A 17,363-nucleotide genomic window follows, 5' to 3' on the forward strand; every position below is an offset into this window, starting at 1 on the left:
ATTGCTCAACATGCGACCGTGACGCCGGCAGGCGCCACGGTCCACCATCCGCGAGCCTGCTCACCAAAAGACGTGGGAGGCGTGCGTGAAGGCGGCGATCATCCGGTCTCACGGCGGGGCCGAGGCTCTGGAACTGGTGGAAGACTGGCCGCGGCCGGTTGCGGGTGCCGGCGACGTGGTGCTCCGCGTCAAGGCCAGTGCATTGAATTATCATGACGTTTTCACGCGCCGGGGGATGCCCGGCATCAAGCTCGACCTGCCGGTCGTGCCCGGCCTCGACCTTGCCGGCGAGGTGGTGGAGACCGGCGAAGGCGTGACTGACTTCACGGTGGGCGACCGGGTTCTGGTCGATCCGCTGAACCGCGTCGAAGGCGGCCTCATGGGCGAGACCGTCGATGGCGGCCTGCAGCAATATGCGCGCGTGCGCGCCCATCAGCTCGTGCCCATTCCCGAAGGCGTCACCTATGAGCAGGCGGCGGCGCTGCCGGTGGCCTATGGCACCGCACATCGGATGTTGTTCACCAACGGCGGCATCAAGGCGGGCGACACCGTGCTCGTGCTCGGGGCCTCGGGCGGTGTCGGCACCGGCACCGTGCTGCTGGCGAAGCTCGCCGGAGCCCATGTGATCGCCTGCGGGTCCAGCGCGGAGAAGCTGGAGCGGCTCAAGGCCATGGGCGCCGATGAGGTGATCGACTACACAAGAAGCGATTTCACAAAGGACATCTACGCCCGCTTCGGGAAGCCGCACCGACGTACCTACGATGGCGGTGTTGATGTGGTGGTCAATTTCACCGGCGGGGACACCTGGATACCGTCCCTGCGGGCGCTGAAGCGGGGCGGCAAGCTGCTCACCTGTGGTGCCACGGCGGGTTTCGACCCCAAGGAAGACCTGCGTTTCATCTGGACCTTCGAGCTGAAGATCCTGGGCTCCAATTCCTGGGCCCGCGAGGATCTTGTCGCGCTGCTGGATCACATCGCCGCCGGCCGCCTCTCTCCGGTCATCGACCGCGTACTGCCGCTTGAGGATGCCCGCGAGGCGCTGCGCCTCATCGAGGAGCGGGAAGTGATCGGCAAGGTGGTCATCGCGCCTTAGGCGCGGCCCCGTTTCCGCCTGACCTTTTCCGAACGGAGCCCGCTTATGAACGACACGCCTGTTCCGGCCGTGCCGGACCGCGCCGAACTCGACGCCCGCATCCGCCGCGCGCCCTATCACCAGTGGCTCGGTCTCTCCGTCGTGGAAGCGGGCGACGGGGAAATCGTGGTGGAGGTGCCCTGGCGCGAGGAATTCGTGGTCAATCCGGACATCGGCTACACCCACGGCGGCATTCTCGCGACGCTGGTGGATCTCGTCGCCGACTGGGCCATCGCCACGAAGCTCGGCCGGCCCTTCCCAACCGTCGATCTGCGGGTGGACTATCACCGCCCGGCGATGAAGGGCGTGCTGCGCGTGCGCGGCAAGGTCATCCGCATCGGCTCCAGCTTCTCCACGTCAGAGGCCTATGTGGAGGATGAGAGCGGCAAGCTGCTGGCGAGCGGGCGGGGCACCTACGCCACCTCCACCAAGTAGCGCTCGGCTGCCGGCCGTCTCCGCTTCCGGCGGCGTTCCGCCGCTGAGGCCGTCCGATCCGCGATTCGGTCCCGGTTTGGTCTCGCACCGTTCGTGTGGGGCGAGCGCGGTGTGCCTTTTCGGGACGGGCCTCAACGGGCGTTGCGCCGGTAGAACGCCTTGTGAACTTCGTCATGCGAGCGATTCGGACGCCCTTTGATCCCCGCCCGTTCACCGTCGGCCGGGACCGCGTCCCGTTTCGGGACACGAGCCGCAAAGCGGCGGCCGGAATGCTCCGGCCGCGATACTCCGTCAGTTCGGGCTTACTCGCCTTGCGTCATCAGCGCCGCATTGCCGCCGGCGGCGGACGTGTTGATGGTCACGGTCTGCTCGCTGGCGAAGCGCAGCAGATAGTGCGGTCCGCCGGCCTTCGGGCCGGTGCCGGAAAGGCCGTGGCCGCCGAAGGGCTGCACCCCCACCACCGCACCGATGATGTTGCGGTTCACATAGACATTGCCCACCGGCAGGCGCTCCGTGACCTTCTCCACCAGGCTGTCGATGCGGGTGTGGAGGCCGAGCGTGAGGCCGTAGCCGGTGGCGGCGATGGCATCGAGCACGCCGTCGATGCCGCCCGCCTTGAAGCGCACCACGTGGAGGACGGGGCCGAAGACCTCGTCCTTCAGGTCCGCCGCCTGCTTCAGCTCGAAGACGTGCGGGGCCACATAGGTGCCGCGCGTCGGCGCGGTGCCGGCATAATGGACACGAGCGGTGCCAGTCAGTGCCCGGATGTGCGCCTCCAGCTTGGCCTTGGCCTCGGCATCGATCACCGGCCCCACATGCACCGAGGCGTCGCGCGGATCGCCCACCTTCAGCGCATCGGCGGCGCCGACGATCATCTCGATCATCTTGTCCGCCACGTCCTCCTGCACGAACAGGATGCGCAGGGCCGAGCAGCGCTGGCCGGCGGAGCGGAAGGCGGAGGTCACCACGTCATCGGACACCTGTTCCGGCAGGGCCGTGGCATCCACGATCATGGCGTTGATGCCACCCGTCTCCGCGATCAGCGGCACGATGGGGCCGTCCTTGCCGGCAAGCGTGCGGTTGATGATGCGGGCCACCTCGGTGGAGCCGGTGAAGACCACGCCCGCCACCTTGGGCGCCTCCACGAGCCGCGCACCGATGAGGCCGTCGCCGGTGACGAGATGCAGGGCAGAGGCGGGGACGCCGGCCTCATGCAGCAGCCGCACCGCTTCGAAGGCGATGAGGGGCGTCTGTTCGGCGGGCTTGGCCACCACGGCATTGCCGGCGGCAAGCGCGGCGGACACCTGCCCGAGGAAGATGGCCAGCGGGAAGTTCCAGGGCGAGATGGCGACAAAGACGCCGCGCCCGCGCAGGCGCAGCACGTTGCTCTCGCCGGTGGGGCCGGGCAGCGTCTCGCCCGCGCCACACAGACGCTCGGCCTCGCCCGCGTAATAGCGCAGGAAGTCTACGGCTTCCCGCACCTCGGAGATGCCGTCATCCAGCGTCTTGCCCGCCTCGTCCTGAAGGAGCGCGAGGAAGGCTGCCTGCCGGGCCTCCAAAAGGTCTGCCGCGCGGCGCAGCCGGGCGGAGCGCTCGCTTGCCGGCGTGCGGTCCCAGGCCACAAAGCCCTTCAGCGCGGCGGCGACTGCCGCATCCGCCGTGGCCGCATCCGCCTCCACCACGCGGCCGATGGCGCTTCCGTCGATGGGGCTGACCACCGTACGGGTCGCGCCCGCATGGGCCACACCATCAATGAGCGTTGATGCCGTGACCTCGCGGCGGTGGCCCGCGATGTCCGTCAGCGTCGCGGCCAGCACCGACCGGCAGCCCAGTTCCACCCCGTGCGAGTTGCGGCGGCCGGGGCCGAACAGATCCGGCGGCAACGGGATGTGGCGGTTGCGGGCTTCCTCCGCATTGCCGATGAGGGTGGCCGGGCGGCGCAGGAGATCGCTCACCGGCACGTCCGGATCGCCGGCCACGGAGACGAAGGAGGAATTGGCGCCGTTCTCCAGCAGGCGGCGCACCAGATAGGCGAGCAGGTCGCGATGCCCGCCCACGGGGGCATAGGTGCGGCAGCCCACATCCGGATGGGCAGCGAGCCGCTCCCCATGGGCTGCATCGCCCATGCCGTGCAGGCGCTGGAACTCGAAGCCGCCGGTGCCGCCGGAGAGTTCGGTGATGGTGGCGATGGTCAGCGCATTGTGGGTGGCGAACTGCGGGAAGATGCGCGGCCGCAGCGCCAGGAGCTTGCGGGCGCAGGCCATGTAATTGAGGTCCGTCATCGCCTTGCGGGTGAAGACGGGGTAGTCGTCGAGCCCGCGCTCCTGCGCGCGCTTAACTTCCGTATCCCAATAGGCACCCTTCACGAGGCGCAGCATCAGCCGGCGGTCCAGCCGCTCGGCCAGCGCCGCCATATGGTCGATCACCGCCGCCGCGCGCTTCTGATAGGCCTGGATGGCCAGGCCGAAGCCGTCCCAGCCCGCAAGGCCGGGATCGGCGAGAACCGCGTCGATCACGTCGAGGGAGAGTTCGAGCCGGTCGGCCTCCTCCGCATCAATGGTGAAATTGAGGTCATAGGCCTTCGCCTTGCGGGCGAGCTCGATGACCTGCGGCACCAGTTCGATGAGGACGCGCTCCCGGTTCACCGCGTCATAGCGCGGGTGGAGGGCGGAGAGCTTCACCGAGATGCCGGGCCGGTCGGGCAGCTTCATGTTGCCGGCGCGGCGGCCGATGTCGTCGATGGCGGTGGCGTAGCTGTCGAAATAGCGCTTGGCATCGGTGAAGGTACGCGCGCCCTCGCCCAGCATGTCGAAGGAATAGCGATAGGCCCGTCCGCTCGCGGATTCCGCCCGGTCGAGGGCCGCATGGATGGTCTGGCCGAGCACGAAGTGATTGCCCAGCACCTTCATGGCCTGCCGCGTGGCGGTGCGCACCGCCGGAAGGCCGATGCGCTTGGCGAGCTTGCCCAGCACGCCTTCCGGCGTCTCGCCCGGCTGGATGACGCGGGCGGTGACGCCGAGCGCCCAGGACGAGGCATTCACCAGCAGGGCGCTCGATCGCGAATCGTGGTTCAGGAAGTCGCCCTGCGCCAGCTTGTCCTCGATCAGCCGGTCGGCGGTGGCGGAATCGGGGACCCGCAGCAGCGCTTCCGCCAGCGTCATCAGCGCCAGCCCCTCCTTGGTGGACAGGGCGTATTCGCGCAGCACCTCCTCGATGCCGCCGACGCCACCCGCATTGCTGCCCTTGCGGATGGCGGTGATGAGCCGGGCGGCGAGGGCGTCGATACGGGCCTCGGCTTCCGGCGCCAGCGTGCCCTGCGCGAGCAGCGGCCGGGCAAGGGCCACGTCGTCGGGCGCGAACGGCGCCTCGAAGGGCGGCATGGGCGACGGCGGGAGGGAGGCGGAAACGGGGGATGTGGGGGCAGGCATGGCACTCTCCGGCGGATATGTTTGCGTAATCCACGAACGGCCGCGCTTCGATGGCTCTTTTCGCCATTCTGCCTTATCTTTCACGGAGAGACCGTGACGTGACCGTGAAACATGAGCGCGCTGGACCGCACTGACAAAAAAATCCTCCAGATCCTTCAAAAGGATGGGCGCATTTCCGGCGTCGAGCTGGCGGAGCAGGTGGGGCTTTCGCCCACCAGCGCCGGCGAGCGGCTGAAGCGGCTCCAGCGGGACGGCTTCGTCTCGGGTTTCGGCGCACGGCTTGATCCGCAAAAGCTGGGGCTGGGGTTCCTCGTCTTCATCGAGGTGCATCTCGACAAGACGACGCCGGACGCCTTCGAGCGCTTCGCCCGCGCGGTGCGTCTCGCGCCCGAGGTGCTCGAATGCCACATGGTGGCCGGCGGCTTCGATTATCTGCTGAAGGTGCGCCTGCCCGACATGACCGCCTACCGCCGCTTCCTTGGCAACGTCCTGCTGGGATTCCCCGGCGTGCGCGAGACCCGTTCCTACGCGGTGATGGAAGAGGTGAAGAGCGACGCGCCGCTGCCCGTGTGAGGGGCTGTGACGAAAGTCCGGCTTTGAAACGTTGGTCTCCTGCCGCCTAATGCGCGCCCCGGCCCCAAGGCTGCGGCACGAATGTTCAGGAAGGGAGAGACATGTTCCCCGAGCTTCGCCTTCTGTGCTTCGAGGATCTGGCCACCGGCATGACCGAGACCCTCACGAAGACCATCGCCTCCTCCGACGTGGTGGGCTTCGCCGAGGTGACGGGGGATCGCAATCCCATCCATCTGTCCGAGCATTTCGCTGCCCGCACGCCCTTCGGCACCCGCATCGCCCACGGCCTCTATACGGCGAGCCTCATCTCGGCCGTGCTCGGGACCCGCCTGCCGGGGCCGGGCGCGGTCTATATCTCCCAGACCCTGAACTTCCGCGCCCCGGTGAAGATCGGCGACACGGTGGAGGTGAAGGTCGAGGTGGCCGAACTCATCCCCGAGCGGCGCCGCGCCCGTCTCGCCTGCACCTGCCGGGTCGGCGAGGAGGTGGTGCTGGACGGTGAAGCCTGGGTGAAGGTGCCGCCGCGCAGCGAGACCGAGCGCTCGCCCCTGGCTCGCCCTGCTGCCGGCTGACCCAGCCGAAACGTCATCGTGATGCGCGGCCGCGCGCCTTGGTTTCGCGCGGCGCCGAACGGCTGTTGCGGGCGCCGGGCCGATCTGGCACGCAGGCCGGGACCACGACAGACGAGGAGGGCGCCGTGCAGATCTGGGGTCGCGGAAATTCAACCAATGTTCGCAAGGTGCTGTGGTGCGCGGCCGAGCTCGGCCTCGCCTATGAGCACGTCAATGCCGGCGGCGCGTTCGGTCTCGTCAACGAGCCGGCCTATCGCGCCATGAACCCCAACGGTCTTGTGCCCTGCCTGAAGGACGGGGATCTGGTGCTGTGGGAATCGAACGTCATCGTGCGCTATCTCGCCCGCCAATACGGGCAGGAGCCCTTTGCCCCGAAGGACGCGAAGGCGTGGGCGGGCGCCGACAAATGGATGGACTGGGCGTCCCTGTCCTTCGGCGCGCCGTTCCGGGATGTCTTCTGGAACCTGGTCCGCCTGCCGCCCGAGCAGCGGAACATGGCGGAGGTGGCACGCGGCACCGAGCAGTGCGCCCGGCTTATGACCCTCGCGGATGCGGCCCTCGCCGAGACGCCCTATCTCTCCGGCCGCGACCTCGGCATCGGCGACATTCCGCTCGGCTGCATCGCCTATGGCTGGTTTTCCATGCCGATCGAGCGTCCGGAACTGCCGCATCTGGCGGCCTGGTATGCGCGCCTCACCGAGCGGCCGGCGTTCCAGTCGGCCGTCATGACGCCGCTGACCTGAGCCGAGCGGGCCAGAGGCCGGTTGCCCGGCGTCTGGCCCCGTCAGGGCTCACTTCATCGAGGTGTAGAGCGAGGCGCCCGTGGTGGCCGGCGAGGACACCAGGACGAAGATCTGCATCGCCTTCTGCACGTCGGTGATCGGCGCGTTGGTCACGTAGATCACGTCGCGATTGAAGATCGGGAAGTGCTGGGCCACGAACAGGCTGTTCGTGTCACGCAGGTTCAGGCGATACACCACGGGGGTCAGGCCGCCAGGCACCACCAGCGGGCTGCCGGGACGCAGCTTGCGGGCGATGAACTCGGGCTCGTAGCGAATCACGAACACGCCCGACGGATCGGAGCGGTTGTCCTGCAGGCCGCCGGCCTTGACGAGGGCGGTGGCCAGCGTGATGCCCGAGGAGTTGAACGGCACTTCCGCATTCGCGCCCGTCGCGCCATAGGCGAGGAACACCTGCGGATCGCGCACCACGGTGAGCACGTCGCCGGGCTGCATAAAGACGTTCTCGCGCGGATCGCTGACCACACGCTCCATCGACACGCGCACCGTGCGGTTGCCGCGCGAGAGCTGGATGAAGGTCTCGTTCACCGGCGCGCGCACGCCGCCTGCGGTGGCGATCACGTCGAGCAGGCGGTCGCCCTTGGCGGTGAGCGGGACGCGGGCGCCCTGCACCACTTCGCCGGTCACGGTGACGGTGCTGCTCACGGGCTTGGTCACGGTGACCAGCACCTGCGGCTGGATCGCCTTGCCGGTCAGCGCCTTGACGATCTCGTCCTGGATCGCCTCGGTGGTGCGGCCCGCGGCCTGCACTTCGCCCGCATAGGGAATGGAAATGGTGCCGGAGGGCTTCACGACCTGATCGGGAATGGTGGCGGTCTTGGAGCCGGTGGTGAAGCTGCCGGCCACGACGGGCGCGGAGAACAGGCCACCAGCGCCGGCTTCCCAGATGTTCACGGCCACAAAGTCGCCGACACCCACGAGAGGCGAACGCGCCGGGCCGGAATGACCGAAGCTGGTATAGAGCGTGTCCTGCGCGCGCAGGCGCACCACGTCGAGCACCGCATTGTCGATGTCGACAACTTCATAGCGCTGCGTGTTCTGTTCGACGGACTGGGAGACGACTTCCTGCGCGTTCGGACCCACCTGTGGCAGGGATTCGCAGCCGGAAAGGGACAGGGCCACGGCGGGAAGCAGAAGCGGCCAACCAGATACTTTCCGCATAAACGTTCCGTCTCCAATCCCGACGCCAGATACCATGGCGCACTGTGGCGACCAACCCCGACCGGTCACCGCCCAGCCGATACAGTCTACGCTGTTTCCCTATTGCCACACCTTTGGGCAATGGCAAAAGGTGCGCATCGTTAACGGAAGGTCGTGCCCTCCCGCTGCTCTCGACCCACCGCCTCCGACAGCGCCGCCGGACGCTGGCGCGGTGCAAGTCCACTTCCCGTTACGATCTTTTCTGGTACCAAAGTAATGCCTTGAGAGCGCTAATGCCGCTAGGGAAGGTCGGGTGCATCCGCCGATAGCCGGGTTGATCGAATCCACAATCTCTGGTTTTCGGGCTAATGTCCCCACAAGGCGTGCGGTGCAAAATGCAGAGCTTGCGGGGTTTCGGCTTCATATTGACCCACCCCCTGACGCCTTGTGATAACGCGAATCGTCCCGTGCGGGGGCGCGAGGGTTCGGTGGCTTTGATGACGGGTGGGCGCATTGCGGTTTAAGGGACCTCTCCGGGAAAACCCGGCTGGCACAACCAGCACCGCAATCATCGGGGCGGCCTGCCGCCTGCCCGGGGCGCCCAACGAGGCAGCCTTCCGCCGGTTGCTGAAGGATGGCGTGTGCGCCGTGCAGCCGGCACCGGTCGGCCGCTGGAGCGTCGAGCGGTTCCTGCATCCGCGGGCCAGCGAGCCCGGCTTCAGCTATTCCTTCGCCGGCGGCTTCCTGGAAGCCCCGTTCGATTTCGACCCCACGGTGTTCGGCATGTCGCCCCGCGAGGCGGCGCAGATGGACCCGCAGCAGCGCCTGCTGCTGGAGGTGGTGTGGGAGGCGCTGGAAGATGCGCGGATCGCGCCCTCCAGCCTCGCCGGCACCGAGGTCGGCGTCTATGTGGGCGCCTCCAGCCTCGATCACGGCAATCTCCTGGCCTCGGACCCGGCGGCCATCGAGAGCCACTTCATGACCGGCAACACCCTCTCGGTGGTGTCGAACCGCATTTCCTATGCCTTCGACTGGCACGGGCCGAGCTTCACGGTGGATACCGCCTGCTCGTCCTCGCTCGTCGCCTTCGCGCAGGCGCTGTCGGACCTGAAGGCCGGGCGCATCGACACGGCGGTGGTCGCCGGCGTCAACATGCTGCTGACGCCCGCCTCCTATATCGGCTTCTCCCGCGCCTCCATGCTCTCGCCCACGGGCCTGTGCCGGCCCTTCTCGGCGGCGGGAGACGGCTATGTGCGCTCGGAAGGCGCGGTGGCCTTCGTGCTGCGGCGGTCCGATCTTGCCGCGCCGGGTTCCATCCGCGCGCTGGCGGTGGCGGGTGGCGTCAATTCCGACGGCCGCACCTCGGGCATCGCGCTGCCGGGCGTCGAGGGCCAGCGGGCGCTGCTGGAGCGCCTTTACGGCGAGGCGCGTCTGCGGCCGGACGACATTGCCTTCGTGGAAGCCCACGGCACCGGCACGCGCATCGGCGATCCGGTGGAGGCGACCGCCATCGGGTCCGTGCTCGGCCGGGGGCGCGCGGCGCCGCTGCCCATCGGCTCGGTGAAGTCCAACATCGGCCATCTGGAGCCGGCCTCGGGTGTGGCGGGCATCCTCAAGGCGGTGCAGGCGCTGGAGACGCGCGAGCTGCCGCCCTCGCTGCACCTCGATGAACTGAACCCGCTCATCGATTTCGCGGACCTCAACCTTCTCCCGGTTCGAGAGGCGGTGGCGCTCGACCCCGCCGCGCCGGTGCTTCATGCGGGCGTGTCGTCCTTCGGCTTCGGCGGCACCAATGCGCATATCATTCTTGCGAGCGCGCCTGCGGTCGTGCCCAAGGCCGAGCCGCAGGCGGAAGCGCCGCAGCATCTGGTGATCTCCGCCGCCACGGCCGACGCCCTGCGCGCCGCCGCCGGCGCCTATGCGGATGCGCTCTCGAACGGGATCGACCCCGAGCGCCTCGCCGCCGCCGTTGCTGGCGGCCGTGAGACGCAGCGCTACCGTGCTGTCGCCGTGTTGGACGCGGCGGACGTGGTGGCGGCTGGCTTGAAGGAACTGGCCGAGACCGGCACCTCGAAGGCCGTGGCCACGGGCGCCGCCCCGGCCGGCGCGCCCAAGGTGTGCTTCGTCTATTCCGGCAATGGCGCCCAGGCGGTGGGCATGGGTCGCACCGCTTATCTGCGCAATGCCGCCTTCCGCCAGCGCTTCGACGAGATCGACGCCGCCTTCAAGGCCATCGGCGCCGGCGGCGTGAAGGAGGACATGTTCGCCTCCGATCTCGACGCGCGCATCGGTCTGGCGTCCGTCATCCAGCCGCTCATGTTCGCTGTCCAGGCGGCGCTCTCCGCCGCTCTGGTGGCCGAGGGGCTGAAGCCGGACATGGTTCTGGGTCACAGCATCGGCGAGGTGGCGGCGGCGGAAGCGGCCGGGGCCATCGACCTGCTTCAGGCGGCGCGTATCATCCACGCCCGCGCCACCAGCCAGGAAGGCGCGCGCGGGCGCGGCCTCATGGCGGTGTTCGCGGCGACGCGCGAGCGCATGGAAACCTTCCTCGACGGCTTCGGCCGCGAGGAACTTGAGATCGCCGCCGACAACGGCCCGGCCTCCATCACCCTCTCCGGTGCCACGGACGCGCTGAAGCGCGCCACTAAGGAAGCGCGCCGCCAGCGCATCGCCAGCCGCACGCTGGACATGGAATATCCCTTCCATTCCCGCTTCCTCGACGACACGGAAACGGCCTTCCGCACCGCCGCCGGCAGCGTCCGCGCCCGGCCGGCGACGACGGCGATGATCTCCACCGTCACCGGCGCGCCCATCGGGGCCGATCTGCTGGGCGAGGATTACTGGTGGCGCAACGTGCGTGCCCCCGTGCTCTTCCGCGACGCCATCGAGGCGGCGGCGGGCATGGGCGCGACCCTGTTCGTGGAGATGGGCCCGCGCCCCATCCTCACCTCGCCCATCACCGAGACGCTGAAGGAAAAGGGCGCGGTGGCCGCTGTCCTGCCGAGCTTCACGGAAGCGGACGACCGCGAGCCGCGCCGCGACCCCGTGCTTTGGGTGGTGGCCAACGCTCGCGCCAATGGCGCCCCGCTGCCGCCCGCGCCTGGGGGCGCGGTGGACCGCACCCTGCCGCTGCCCTCCTATCCCTGGCAGCGCACGACCTATCATTTCCAGGGCACCACGGCGGCGCTCGACCTGTTCGGCGGCGCGGCCCCGCGCCATCCGCTGATCGGCGGCCGGCTGGCGGAAGGCATGCCCGAATGGCGCACCTTCCTCGATTATGAGGTGGTGCCCTATCTCGCCGACCATGTGGTGGGCGGCGAGGTAGTGGTGCCCGGCGCCGCCATCGTCGAGATGGTGCTGGCGGTGGCCCGCGAGCTTCGGCCCGAGGGGCCTCTGGGCGTCGAGGACTGCGACATCTTCCAGCCCCTCGTGCTGGCGCCGCAGGCCATGCGCGAGATATCCGTGCGCTATGCGGCGGCGACCGGCGATGTGGAATTGTTCAGCCGCCCGCGCTTCGGCGCCGACGAATGGACGCTGCACGCCCGCGGCCGTCTGGTGGACGTGGCCCATGCGCCGCGCACGCCGGCAAAGCCCCGTGGCCGCCTGATCCGCGCCACGGCGGAGGAGATTTATGCCCGCACCGAGGCCTGCGGCCTCGGCTATGGTCCGGCCTTCCGGCTGGCGAAGTCCATCAAGCGGGACGCCAAGACCATCGAGGTGGAACTGAAGCCGGCGGACGCCGGCACCGGCGCCTTCACCCGCCCGCAGCTTCTGCATCCGGCGAGCCTCGATGCCGCGCTCCACGGCCTGTTCCTGCTCATCGTGATGGAGCCGGGCGTCCGGCGCACCTATCTGCCGATCCGGCTCGGGCGGCTTGCGCTGTTCCGCGACCATCCCGTCGTCACCGCCGCCACCATCACCGTGGACCGGCACACGGACCATTCGCTGAAGGTTCACATCCTGCTCAAGGATGCGGATGGCGCGGTGGTGGCCGAGGTGGAGGACGCGCTGCTGAAATCGGTGGTGCTCTCGCGCACCGATCCCGATGACGGCTTCCTTTATGTGGAGCGCCACCGCACTGCCCGCAGTGGTGCCGTGCGCGATGTGGTGGGCGAGGTGCTGGCGGGCGTGAAGGCCGTTGACCTGCCCACCCCCTCCGACGCCCCGCTGATGCTGCGCGCCGTGCTGCGCGCCGCTGCCCACCGCAGCCTCAGCCGGCTGGCCGATGCGGACGGCTTCATCGACTGGCAGGCGCTGGCCCTCACCGGCCGCCTCGCGGCCCCGGCCCGCGCCTATGCCGCCATGCTGGCCGAGGAACTGATCCTCGCGGAACTGGCGACGGTGGACGGCGAGGGCGTGCGCCTCGCGCCCGACAGCGGCCTGCCCGAGCCCGCGCGCATCCTGCGCACGCTGGCGGCCGACTATGCCGGCGCCTCCGCCGACCTGCTGCTGGCGACCCGCATGGCCGGGGCGCTGGACGAATTCCTCGCCACCGGCACCCCGGTCGCTCACCGCCCCGAGGTGCTGGAGCAATTCGCCGCCCAGAGCGCGCTCCTCAGCTCCGCCGCCGAAGCGCTGGTACGCGCCGCCGAGGCGGTGGCCAAGGACGAGACGCCGCGCATCCTCATTGCCGAGCCCGATGGGCGGGGCCTCGTGGCGGCCCTGCTGCCGCTCGCCCGGTCCGGTCGCGTCCGGCTCACGGTCGGCGGCCTTGATGCCGCCCGGCTGGAGCGTCTGGAGCGCCGCCTTCCGGCGAGCGTGCCGGTGGAAATGCTGCTGCTGGACGCCGCCGAGGGCGTGCCAGCCGGCTTCGATCTCGCGCTCGTCGCCGGCTGGCGGCTCAGCGGCGAGGACAGCGCCACCCTGCTCGGCCGCCTCGCCGTACAGGTGAAGGCGGGCGGCGCGCTGGCCGTCGCCCAGCCCGCACCGGATGCGGTGGTGGACTTCCTGCTCGGCACCGAGCCGGACTGGTTCGCCCGCTCCGCCGATCCCGCCTTCCCCGTCGGCCGGATGCCGTCCACGGACGAGACCCGCTCCGGCCTCCTCGCCGCCGGCTGCCGCCGGGTGGAGAGCGTGGAACTGGCCGATGGCGGCACGCTCCTTGTGGCGGAGGCGCCGGACGTCGAGGCCGGGGCTGCCACTGGGCGCACCGTGCGTCTCCTTGAATCCGACGCTAGCCTGCTGGCCAATGCACTCGCGGGCGCTTTCGCCGCGCGGGGCGTGGTGCTGGAACAGGCGGATGTCGCCGCTAGCCTTGCGCCCAGCGATGCGGACCTCGTGCTGCTGGCGGACGGGGCAGGGGCGAACGACCGTGCCCGCATCGAGGACGGCGTGCTGCGCCTTGCCCGCCTGCTGGCCGACCAGCCGGAAGGGGCGGCGAAGCCCCGCCTGTGGGTGGTGGTGCGCGGCGCCCATACCGCCCCGCTCGATCCCGTGGCCGATGCCCTCTGGGGCTTTGCCCGTGTCGCCACCAATGAATATGCGGACGTGGACATCCGCCTCGTGGACGTCGCGCCGGGCCTGCCGGAGGCGGATGCCGCTGCCCGCGTGGCGGGCCTCATTGCCGCGCCGGGCACGGAGCGGGAAGTTCTGTTCGACGCCGAGGGCGCCGAGGTGCTCCGCGTGCGGCGGGGCGTGCCGCAGGCCACCGAAGCTTTGCCGGATGAGGCAGGCCTGACGCTGCACTTCCCTCGTCGCGGCGCGCTCGATCATTTCGCCTGGGGGCAGAAGCCGCGCACGGCGCCGGGCCGCATGGACGTGGAAGTGGAAGTCGAGGCCGCCGGCCTCAATTTCCGCGACGTGATGCTGGCCATGGGCCTGCTGGACGACGACGTGCTGGATGACGGCATGGCGGGCGCTGTGTTCGGCTTTGAATGCGCGGGCCGGGTGGCCCGCGTGGGCGCGGGCGTGACCGACCTCAAGCCGGGTGACGAGGTGGTGGGCTTTGCCAGCAACGCCTTCTCCAGCCATGTGACGGCGCCGCGCCGTGTGTTCATGCCGCTGCCGGCCGGCACCACGGCGGAGAGCGCGGCGAGCATTCCCGTCGCCTTCCTCACCGCTTGGTATGGCCTCGTGGAACTGGCCAGGCTGAAGCGCGGCGACAGCGTGCTCATCCATGGCGCGGCGGGCGGCGTCGGCCTTGCGGCCATCCAGATCGCCAAGGCGCGGGGCGCCCGCGTCATCGCCACCGTGTCCACGCCCGACAAGAGGGCACTGGTGGAGCTGTTCGGTGCGCAGGAGGTGCATGATTCGCGCTCCCTGGCCTTCGCGGACGCCATCCGCACCGCCCATGGCGGCGTGGATGTGGTGCTGAACAGCCTGAGCGGCGAGGCCATGCGCGCCAGCCTCAAGTGCCTGAAGCCCTTCGGGCGCTTCGTGGAGCTGGGCAAGCGCGACTATGTCGCCAATACCGAGCTGGGCCTGCGCCCCTTCCGCCGCAACCTCACTTATTTCGGCGTCGATCTCGACCAGTTGCTGGCCCATGACCCGAAGCTCGTCGCCAAGGGCCTGAAGGATCTCGCGCGCGGCTTCGAGCGCGGCGACTATGCCCCGCTGCCCTATCGCGCCTTCGGGGCCGATGGCATCGGCGAGGCCTTCCGGCTCATGCAGTCGGCTGGCCACGTGGGCAAGATCGTGGTGCGCCCGCCGGCTCCGGCCGAGGTGCGTGCCCCGGCTACGGCATCCGCCGCCTTCGCGCCCGAGGGCGTGCAGCTTGTGGTGGGCGGCGCCGGTGGCTTTGGCCTTGAGACGGCGCTGTGGCTCGCGGATCAGGGTGCGCGCACCATCGTCGTCGCGTCCCGGCGCGGCGCGCTGGAGGAGAAGGACATTGCCCGCGTGGAGACCCTGCGCCAGCGCGGCGTGACCTTCGCGGTGGAGCGGGTTGATGCCAGCGACCGGGCGTCCGTGGACGCGCTGATCGCGCGTGTGGCGGCTGCCCACGGTCCCATCGGCGGCGTCTACCACACGGCCATGGTGCTTCAGGACGGCCTGATCCGGACCATCGACGCCGACGCCCTCGACCGGGTGCTCGCGCCCAAGGTGGACGGAGCCCGGCATCTCGACGCCGCGACCCGCGGCCAGCCGGTGCGCCAGTTCGTGATGTTCTCCTCCGTCTCGGCACTGATCGGCAATCCGGGGCAGGGTGCCTATGTGGCGGCCAATGCCTATCTGGAGGGCCTTGCCCGCCGCCGCCGCGCCGAAGGCCTGCCCGCGCTCGCGGTGGGCTGGGGGGCCATTGCGGATGCAGGCGTGCTGACCCGCGACCAGTCCACGGCGGAGCAGCTGGAGCGCATCACCGGCATGACCGGCATGGCCTCCGCCGAGGCCCTCGGCCGGCTCGGCCGGCTGCTGGCAGCGGGCGACGCCTTGACCGAACCGGTGGTCTATTGCGCGCGCTGGCAGCGCGCGGGCCTGATGCGCGACCTGCCCATTCTCTCGACACCCGCCTTCGCCGAGGTGTTCGCGGAAGAGGGCGGCGCGGGCGAGGCGGTGGAGCTGGATCTGGCGAGCCTGCTCGCCGGCAAGAGCGACACCGAGGCCCAGAAGGTGCTGGGCGAACTCATCGCCGCCCGCATCGCCCGCATCCTGCGCCTCTCCGCCCAGGACGTGGATCTCGACCGGCCCTTCGCCGAAATGGGCATGGATTCGCTGATGGCGCTCGAACTCAGCATGAGCATCGAGCACGAGTTCGGGGTCAATCTCCCGCTCGTCGCCATCACTTCCGTTCCCAATGTGCGGGAACTGAGCCGGCGCCTCCTGCAATCGCTGCGCGCGCCGCAGGCGGCGGAAGAGATCGACGCCGACGACCGCCGGCTCATCTCCATGCATGGCGGTGACGAGGCCGACTTCTCCGACGTGGGCGAGCGCCTCGCCAGCCGCCGCGACCAAGTGACGAGGGTGATGTGACGAAGAAAGCGGACGCGGGTCGTCTCTCCGACACCGAGCGCAGCGCCTTCCTCTCCTCCATGCGCCGTACCGCCGCGCCCCAGCCGGCGCGCACGGCGGCCGTGGCGGCGCCGGTGCGGGATGTTTCGTTCGAGACGCTGCCGGGCTTCAAGATGCTGAAGACCCAGCGCGCGGCGGCGGATCTGCTCGGCCTCAGCAATCCCTTCTACCAGACCCACGCCACGCGGGCGGGGGCGCAGTCCATCATCGGCAACCGGCCGGTGATCAACTTCGCTTCTTATGACTATCTCGGCCTCAACGGCCATCCCGAGATCACGGCGGCGGTGGCGGAAGCGGCCGCCGAATGGGGCACCAGCGTCTCGGCCAGCCGCCTGACGGCGGGCGAGCGGCCCTTCCACCAGCAGTTCGAGGCGGAGCTGGCCGCGCTGTACGAGACCGAGGACGCGCTCGTATTCGTCGGCGGTCATGCCACCAACGTCTCCACCATCGCGGCCCTGCTGACGCCCAAGGATCTCGTGATCCATGACGCGCTGGCGCACAATTCCATCGTTGTCGGAGCCGAGCTCTCCAAGGCCAACCGCCGCATCTTCCCGCACAACGATCTCGACGCTCTGGAAACCATTCTCGAGACCGCCCGCGACAAGCACGAGCGCTGCCTGATCGTGACCGAGGGCCTGTTCTCCATGGATGGCGACGGGCCGGACCTCGCCCGCCTCGTGGACATCAAGACCCGCTGGGGCGCGTGGCTTATGATGGACGAAGCCCATTCGCTGGGCGTGCTCGGCGCCACCGGGCGCGGCATCTTCGAGCATCAGGGCGTCGATCCGCGCGGCGTCGACATCTGGATGGGCACGTTGTCCAAGACGCTGGTGGGCTGCGGCGGCTATATCGCCGGCTCGTCCGATCTCATCACCTATCTGAAGTTTCAGGCGCCCGGCATGGTCTATTCCGTGGGCCTGCCGGCAACCACCTCCATCGGCTCCATGACCGCGCTGCGCATCATGCGGCGCGAGCCCGAGCGGGTGGCGCGGCTTCAGGCCAACGGCCAGCGCTTCCTGGAGAAGGCCCGCGCCGCCGGGCTCGATACGGGCGACAGCTGGGGCTATGCGGTGAGCCCGGTGGTGCTGGGCGACAGCCTGCGCACGGTGATGCTGGCGGGCCGCCTGCTGGAGCGGGGCATCAACGCCTTCCCCATCATCCCGCCCGGCGTGCCTGAAAAGTCCGCCCGTCTGCGTTTCTTCATCTCCGCCTCCCATACTGCGGAGGACATCGACACGGCAGTCGCCGCCGTCACCGAGGAGATCGCGCGCCTCGATGCGGAGGGGGTTTCCGTCGCCAAGGTCGCGGATCTGATGAAATAGCGGCGGAAGGGCCGGGC

General features: G+C 69.6%; 9 protein-coding genes. 7 read left to right on the plus strand and 2 right to left on the minus strand.

Annotation, left to right across the window (positions count from 1 at the left end; all coding sequences use genetic code 11):
- Nucleotides 1–85 precede the first annotated feature (85 nt).
- Entirely contained in the window at nucleotides 86–1,093 is a 1,008-nt protein-coding gene (locus tag AZC_RS00150; RefSeq protein WP_012168560.1) for a zinc-binding dehydrogenase, read from the plus strand.
- A 45-nt stretch (nucleotides 1,094–1,138) separates the two neighbouring features.
- Nucleotides 1,139–1,567: a PaaI family thioesterase gene (locus AZC_RS00155; RefSeq protein WP_012168561.1), complete on the plus strand. Its 429-nt coding sequence runs from the start codon at nucleotides 1,139–1,141 to the stop codon at nucleotides 1,565–1,567.
- Between the two features lie 302 nt (nucleotides 1,568–1,869).
- On the opposite strand, the gene putA is transcribed toward AZC_RS00155, so the two are convergent.
- Nucleotides 1,870–4,995, minus strand: a complete 3,126-nt coding sequence (gene putA / locus AZC_RS00160; RefSeq protein WP_043878684.1) for a bifunctional proline dehydrogenase/L-glutamate gamma-semialdehyde dehydrogenase PutA — start codon at nucleotides 4,993–4,995, stop codon at nucleotides 1,870–1,872.
- A 111-nt stretch (nucleotides 4,996–5,106) separates the two neighbouring features.
- On the opposite strand from putA, the gene AZC_RS00165 reads away from it, so the two are divergent.
- From AZC_RS00165 to AZC_RS00175, 3 genes are all read left to right on the plus strand, one after another.
- Nucleotides 5,107–5,568 (plus strand): Lrp/AsnC ligand binding domain-containing protein, encoded by a 462-nt coding sequence (locus AZC_RS00165; protein ID WP_043878685.1) that lies wholly within the window; start codon nucleotides 5,107–5,109, stop codon nucleotides 5,566–5,568.
- Nucleotides 5,569–5,669: 101 nt separating this feature from the next.
- Nucleotides 5,670–6,140, plus strand: coding sequence for a 3-hydroxybutyryl-CoA dehydratase (gene croR, locus AZC_RS00170; RefSeq protein ID WP_012168564.1), 471 nt, complete (start codon nucleotides 5,670–5,672; stop codon nucleotides 6,138–6,140).
- A gap of 125 nt (nucleotides 6,141–6,265) precedes the next feature.
- Complete coding sequence (locus tag AZC_RS00175) at nucleotides 6,266–6,883, plus strand: glutathione S-transferase family protein (protein ID WP_043878686.1); 618 nt, start codon at nucleotides 6,266–6,268, stop codon at nucleotides 6,881–6,883.
- Nucleotides 6,884–6,931: 48 nt separating this feature from the next.
- Here the strand turns inward: AZC_RS00175 and AZC_RS00180 are convergent, their stop codons facing one another.
- Complete coding sequence (locus AZC_RS00180; protein ID WP_043878687.1) at nucleotides 6,932–8,101, minus strand: polysaccharide biosynthesis/export family protein; 1,170 nt, start codon at nucleotides 8,099–8,101, stop codon at nucleotides 6,932–6,934.
- A 483-nt stretch (nucleotides 8,102–8,584) separates the two neighbouring features.
- Here AZC_RS00180 and AZC_RS00185 point away from each other — a divergent pair, with 483 nt between their 5' ends.
- Nucleotides 8,585–15,985 carry a type I polyketide synthase gene (locus AZC_RS00185; RefSeq protein ID WP_012168567.1) on the plus strand — a complete coding sequence of 2,467 codons (7,401 nt, stop codon included), beginning with the start codon at nucleotides 8,585–8,587 and terminating at the stop codon, nucleotides 15,983–15,985.
- Entirely contained in the window at nucleotides 15,982–17,346 is a 1,365-nt protein-coding gene (locus AZC_RS00190; protein ID WP_012168568.1) for an aminotransferase class I/II-fold pyridoxal phosphate-dependent enzyme, read from the plus strand. Before AZC_RS00185 ends, AZC_RS00190 begins: the two co-directional genes overlap by 4 nt.
- The last annotated feature ends 17 nt before the right edge of the window (nucleotides 17,347–17,363 follow it).

Source organism: Azorhizobium caulinodans ORS 571, assembly GCF_000010525.1.
In the GTDB taxonomy this organism is placed as follows: Bacteria; Pseudomonadota; Alphaproteobacteria; order Rhizobiales; family Xanthobacteraceae; genus Azorhizobium; species Azorhizobium caulinodans.

Coding starts and splice junctions, on each gene's coding strand:
- AZC_RS00155 (WP_012168561.1), top strand. CDS start 1,139: ATGAACGACACGCCTGTTCCGGCCGTGCCGGACCGCGCCGAACTCGAC.
- putA (WP_043878684.1), bottom strand. CDS start 4,995: ATGCCTGCCCCCACATCCCCCGTTTCCGCCTCCCTCCCGCCGTCGCCC.
- AZC_RS00165 (WP_043878685.1), top strand. CDS start 5,107: ATGAGCGCGCTGGACCGCACTGACAAAAAAATCCTCCAGATCCTTCAA.
- croR (WP_012168564.1), top strand. CDS start 5,670: ATGTTCCCCGAGCTTCGCCTTCTGTGCTTCGAGGATCTGGCCACCGGC.
- AZC_RS00180 (WP_043878687.1), bottom strand. CDS start 8,101: ATGCGGAAAGTATCTGGTTGGCCGCTTCTGCTTCCCGCCGTGGCCCTG.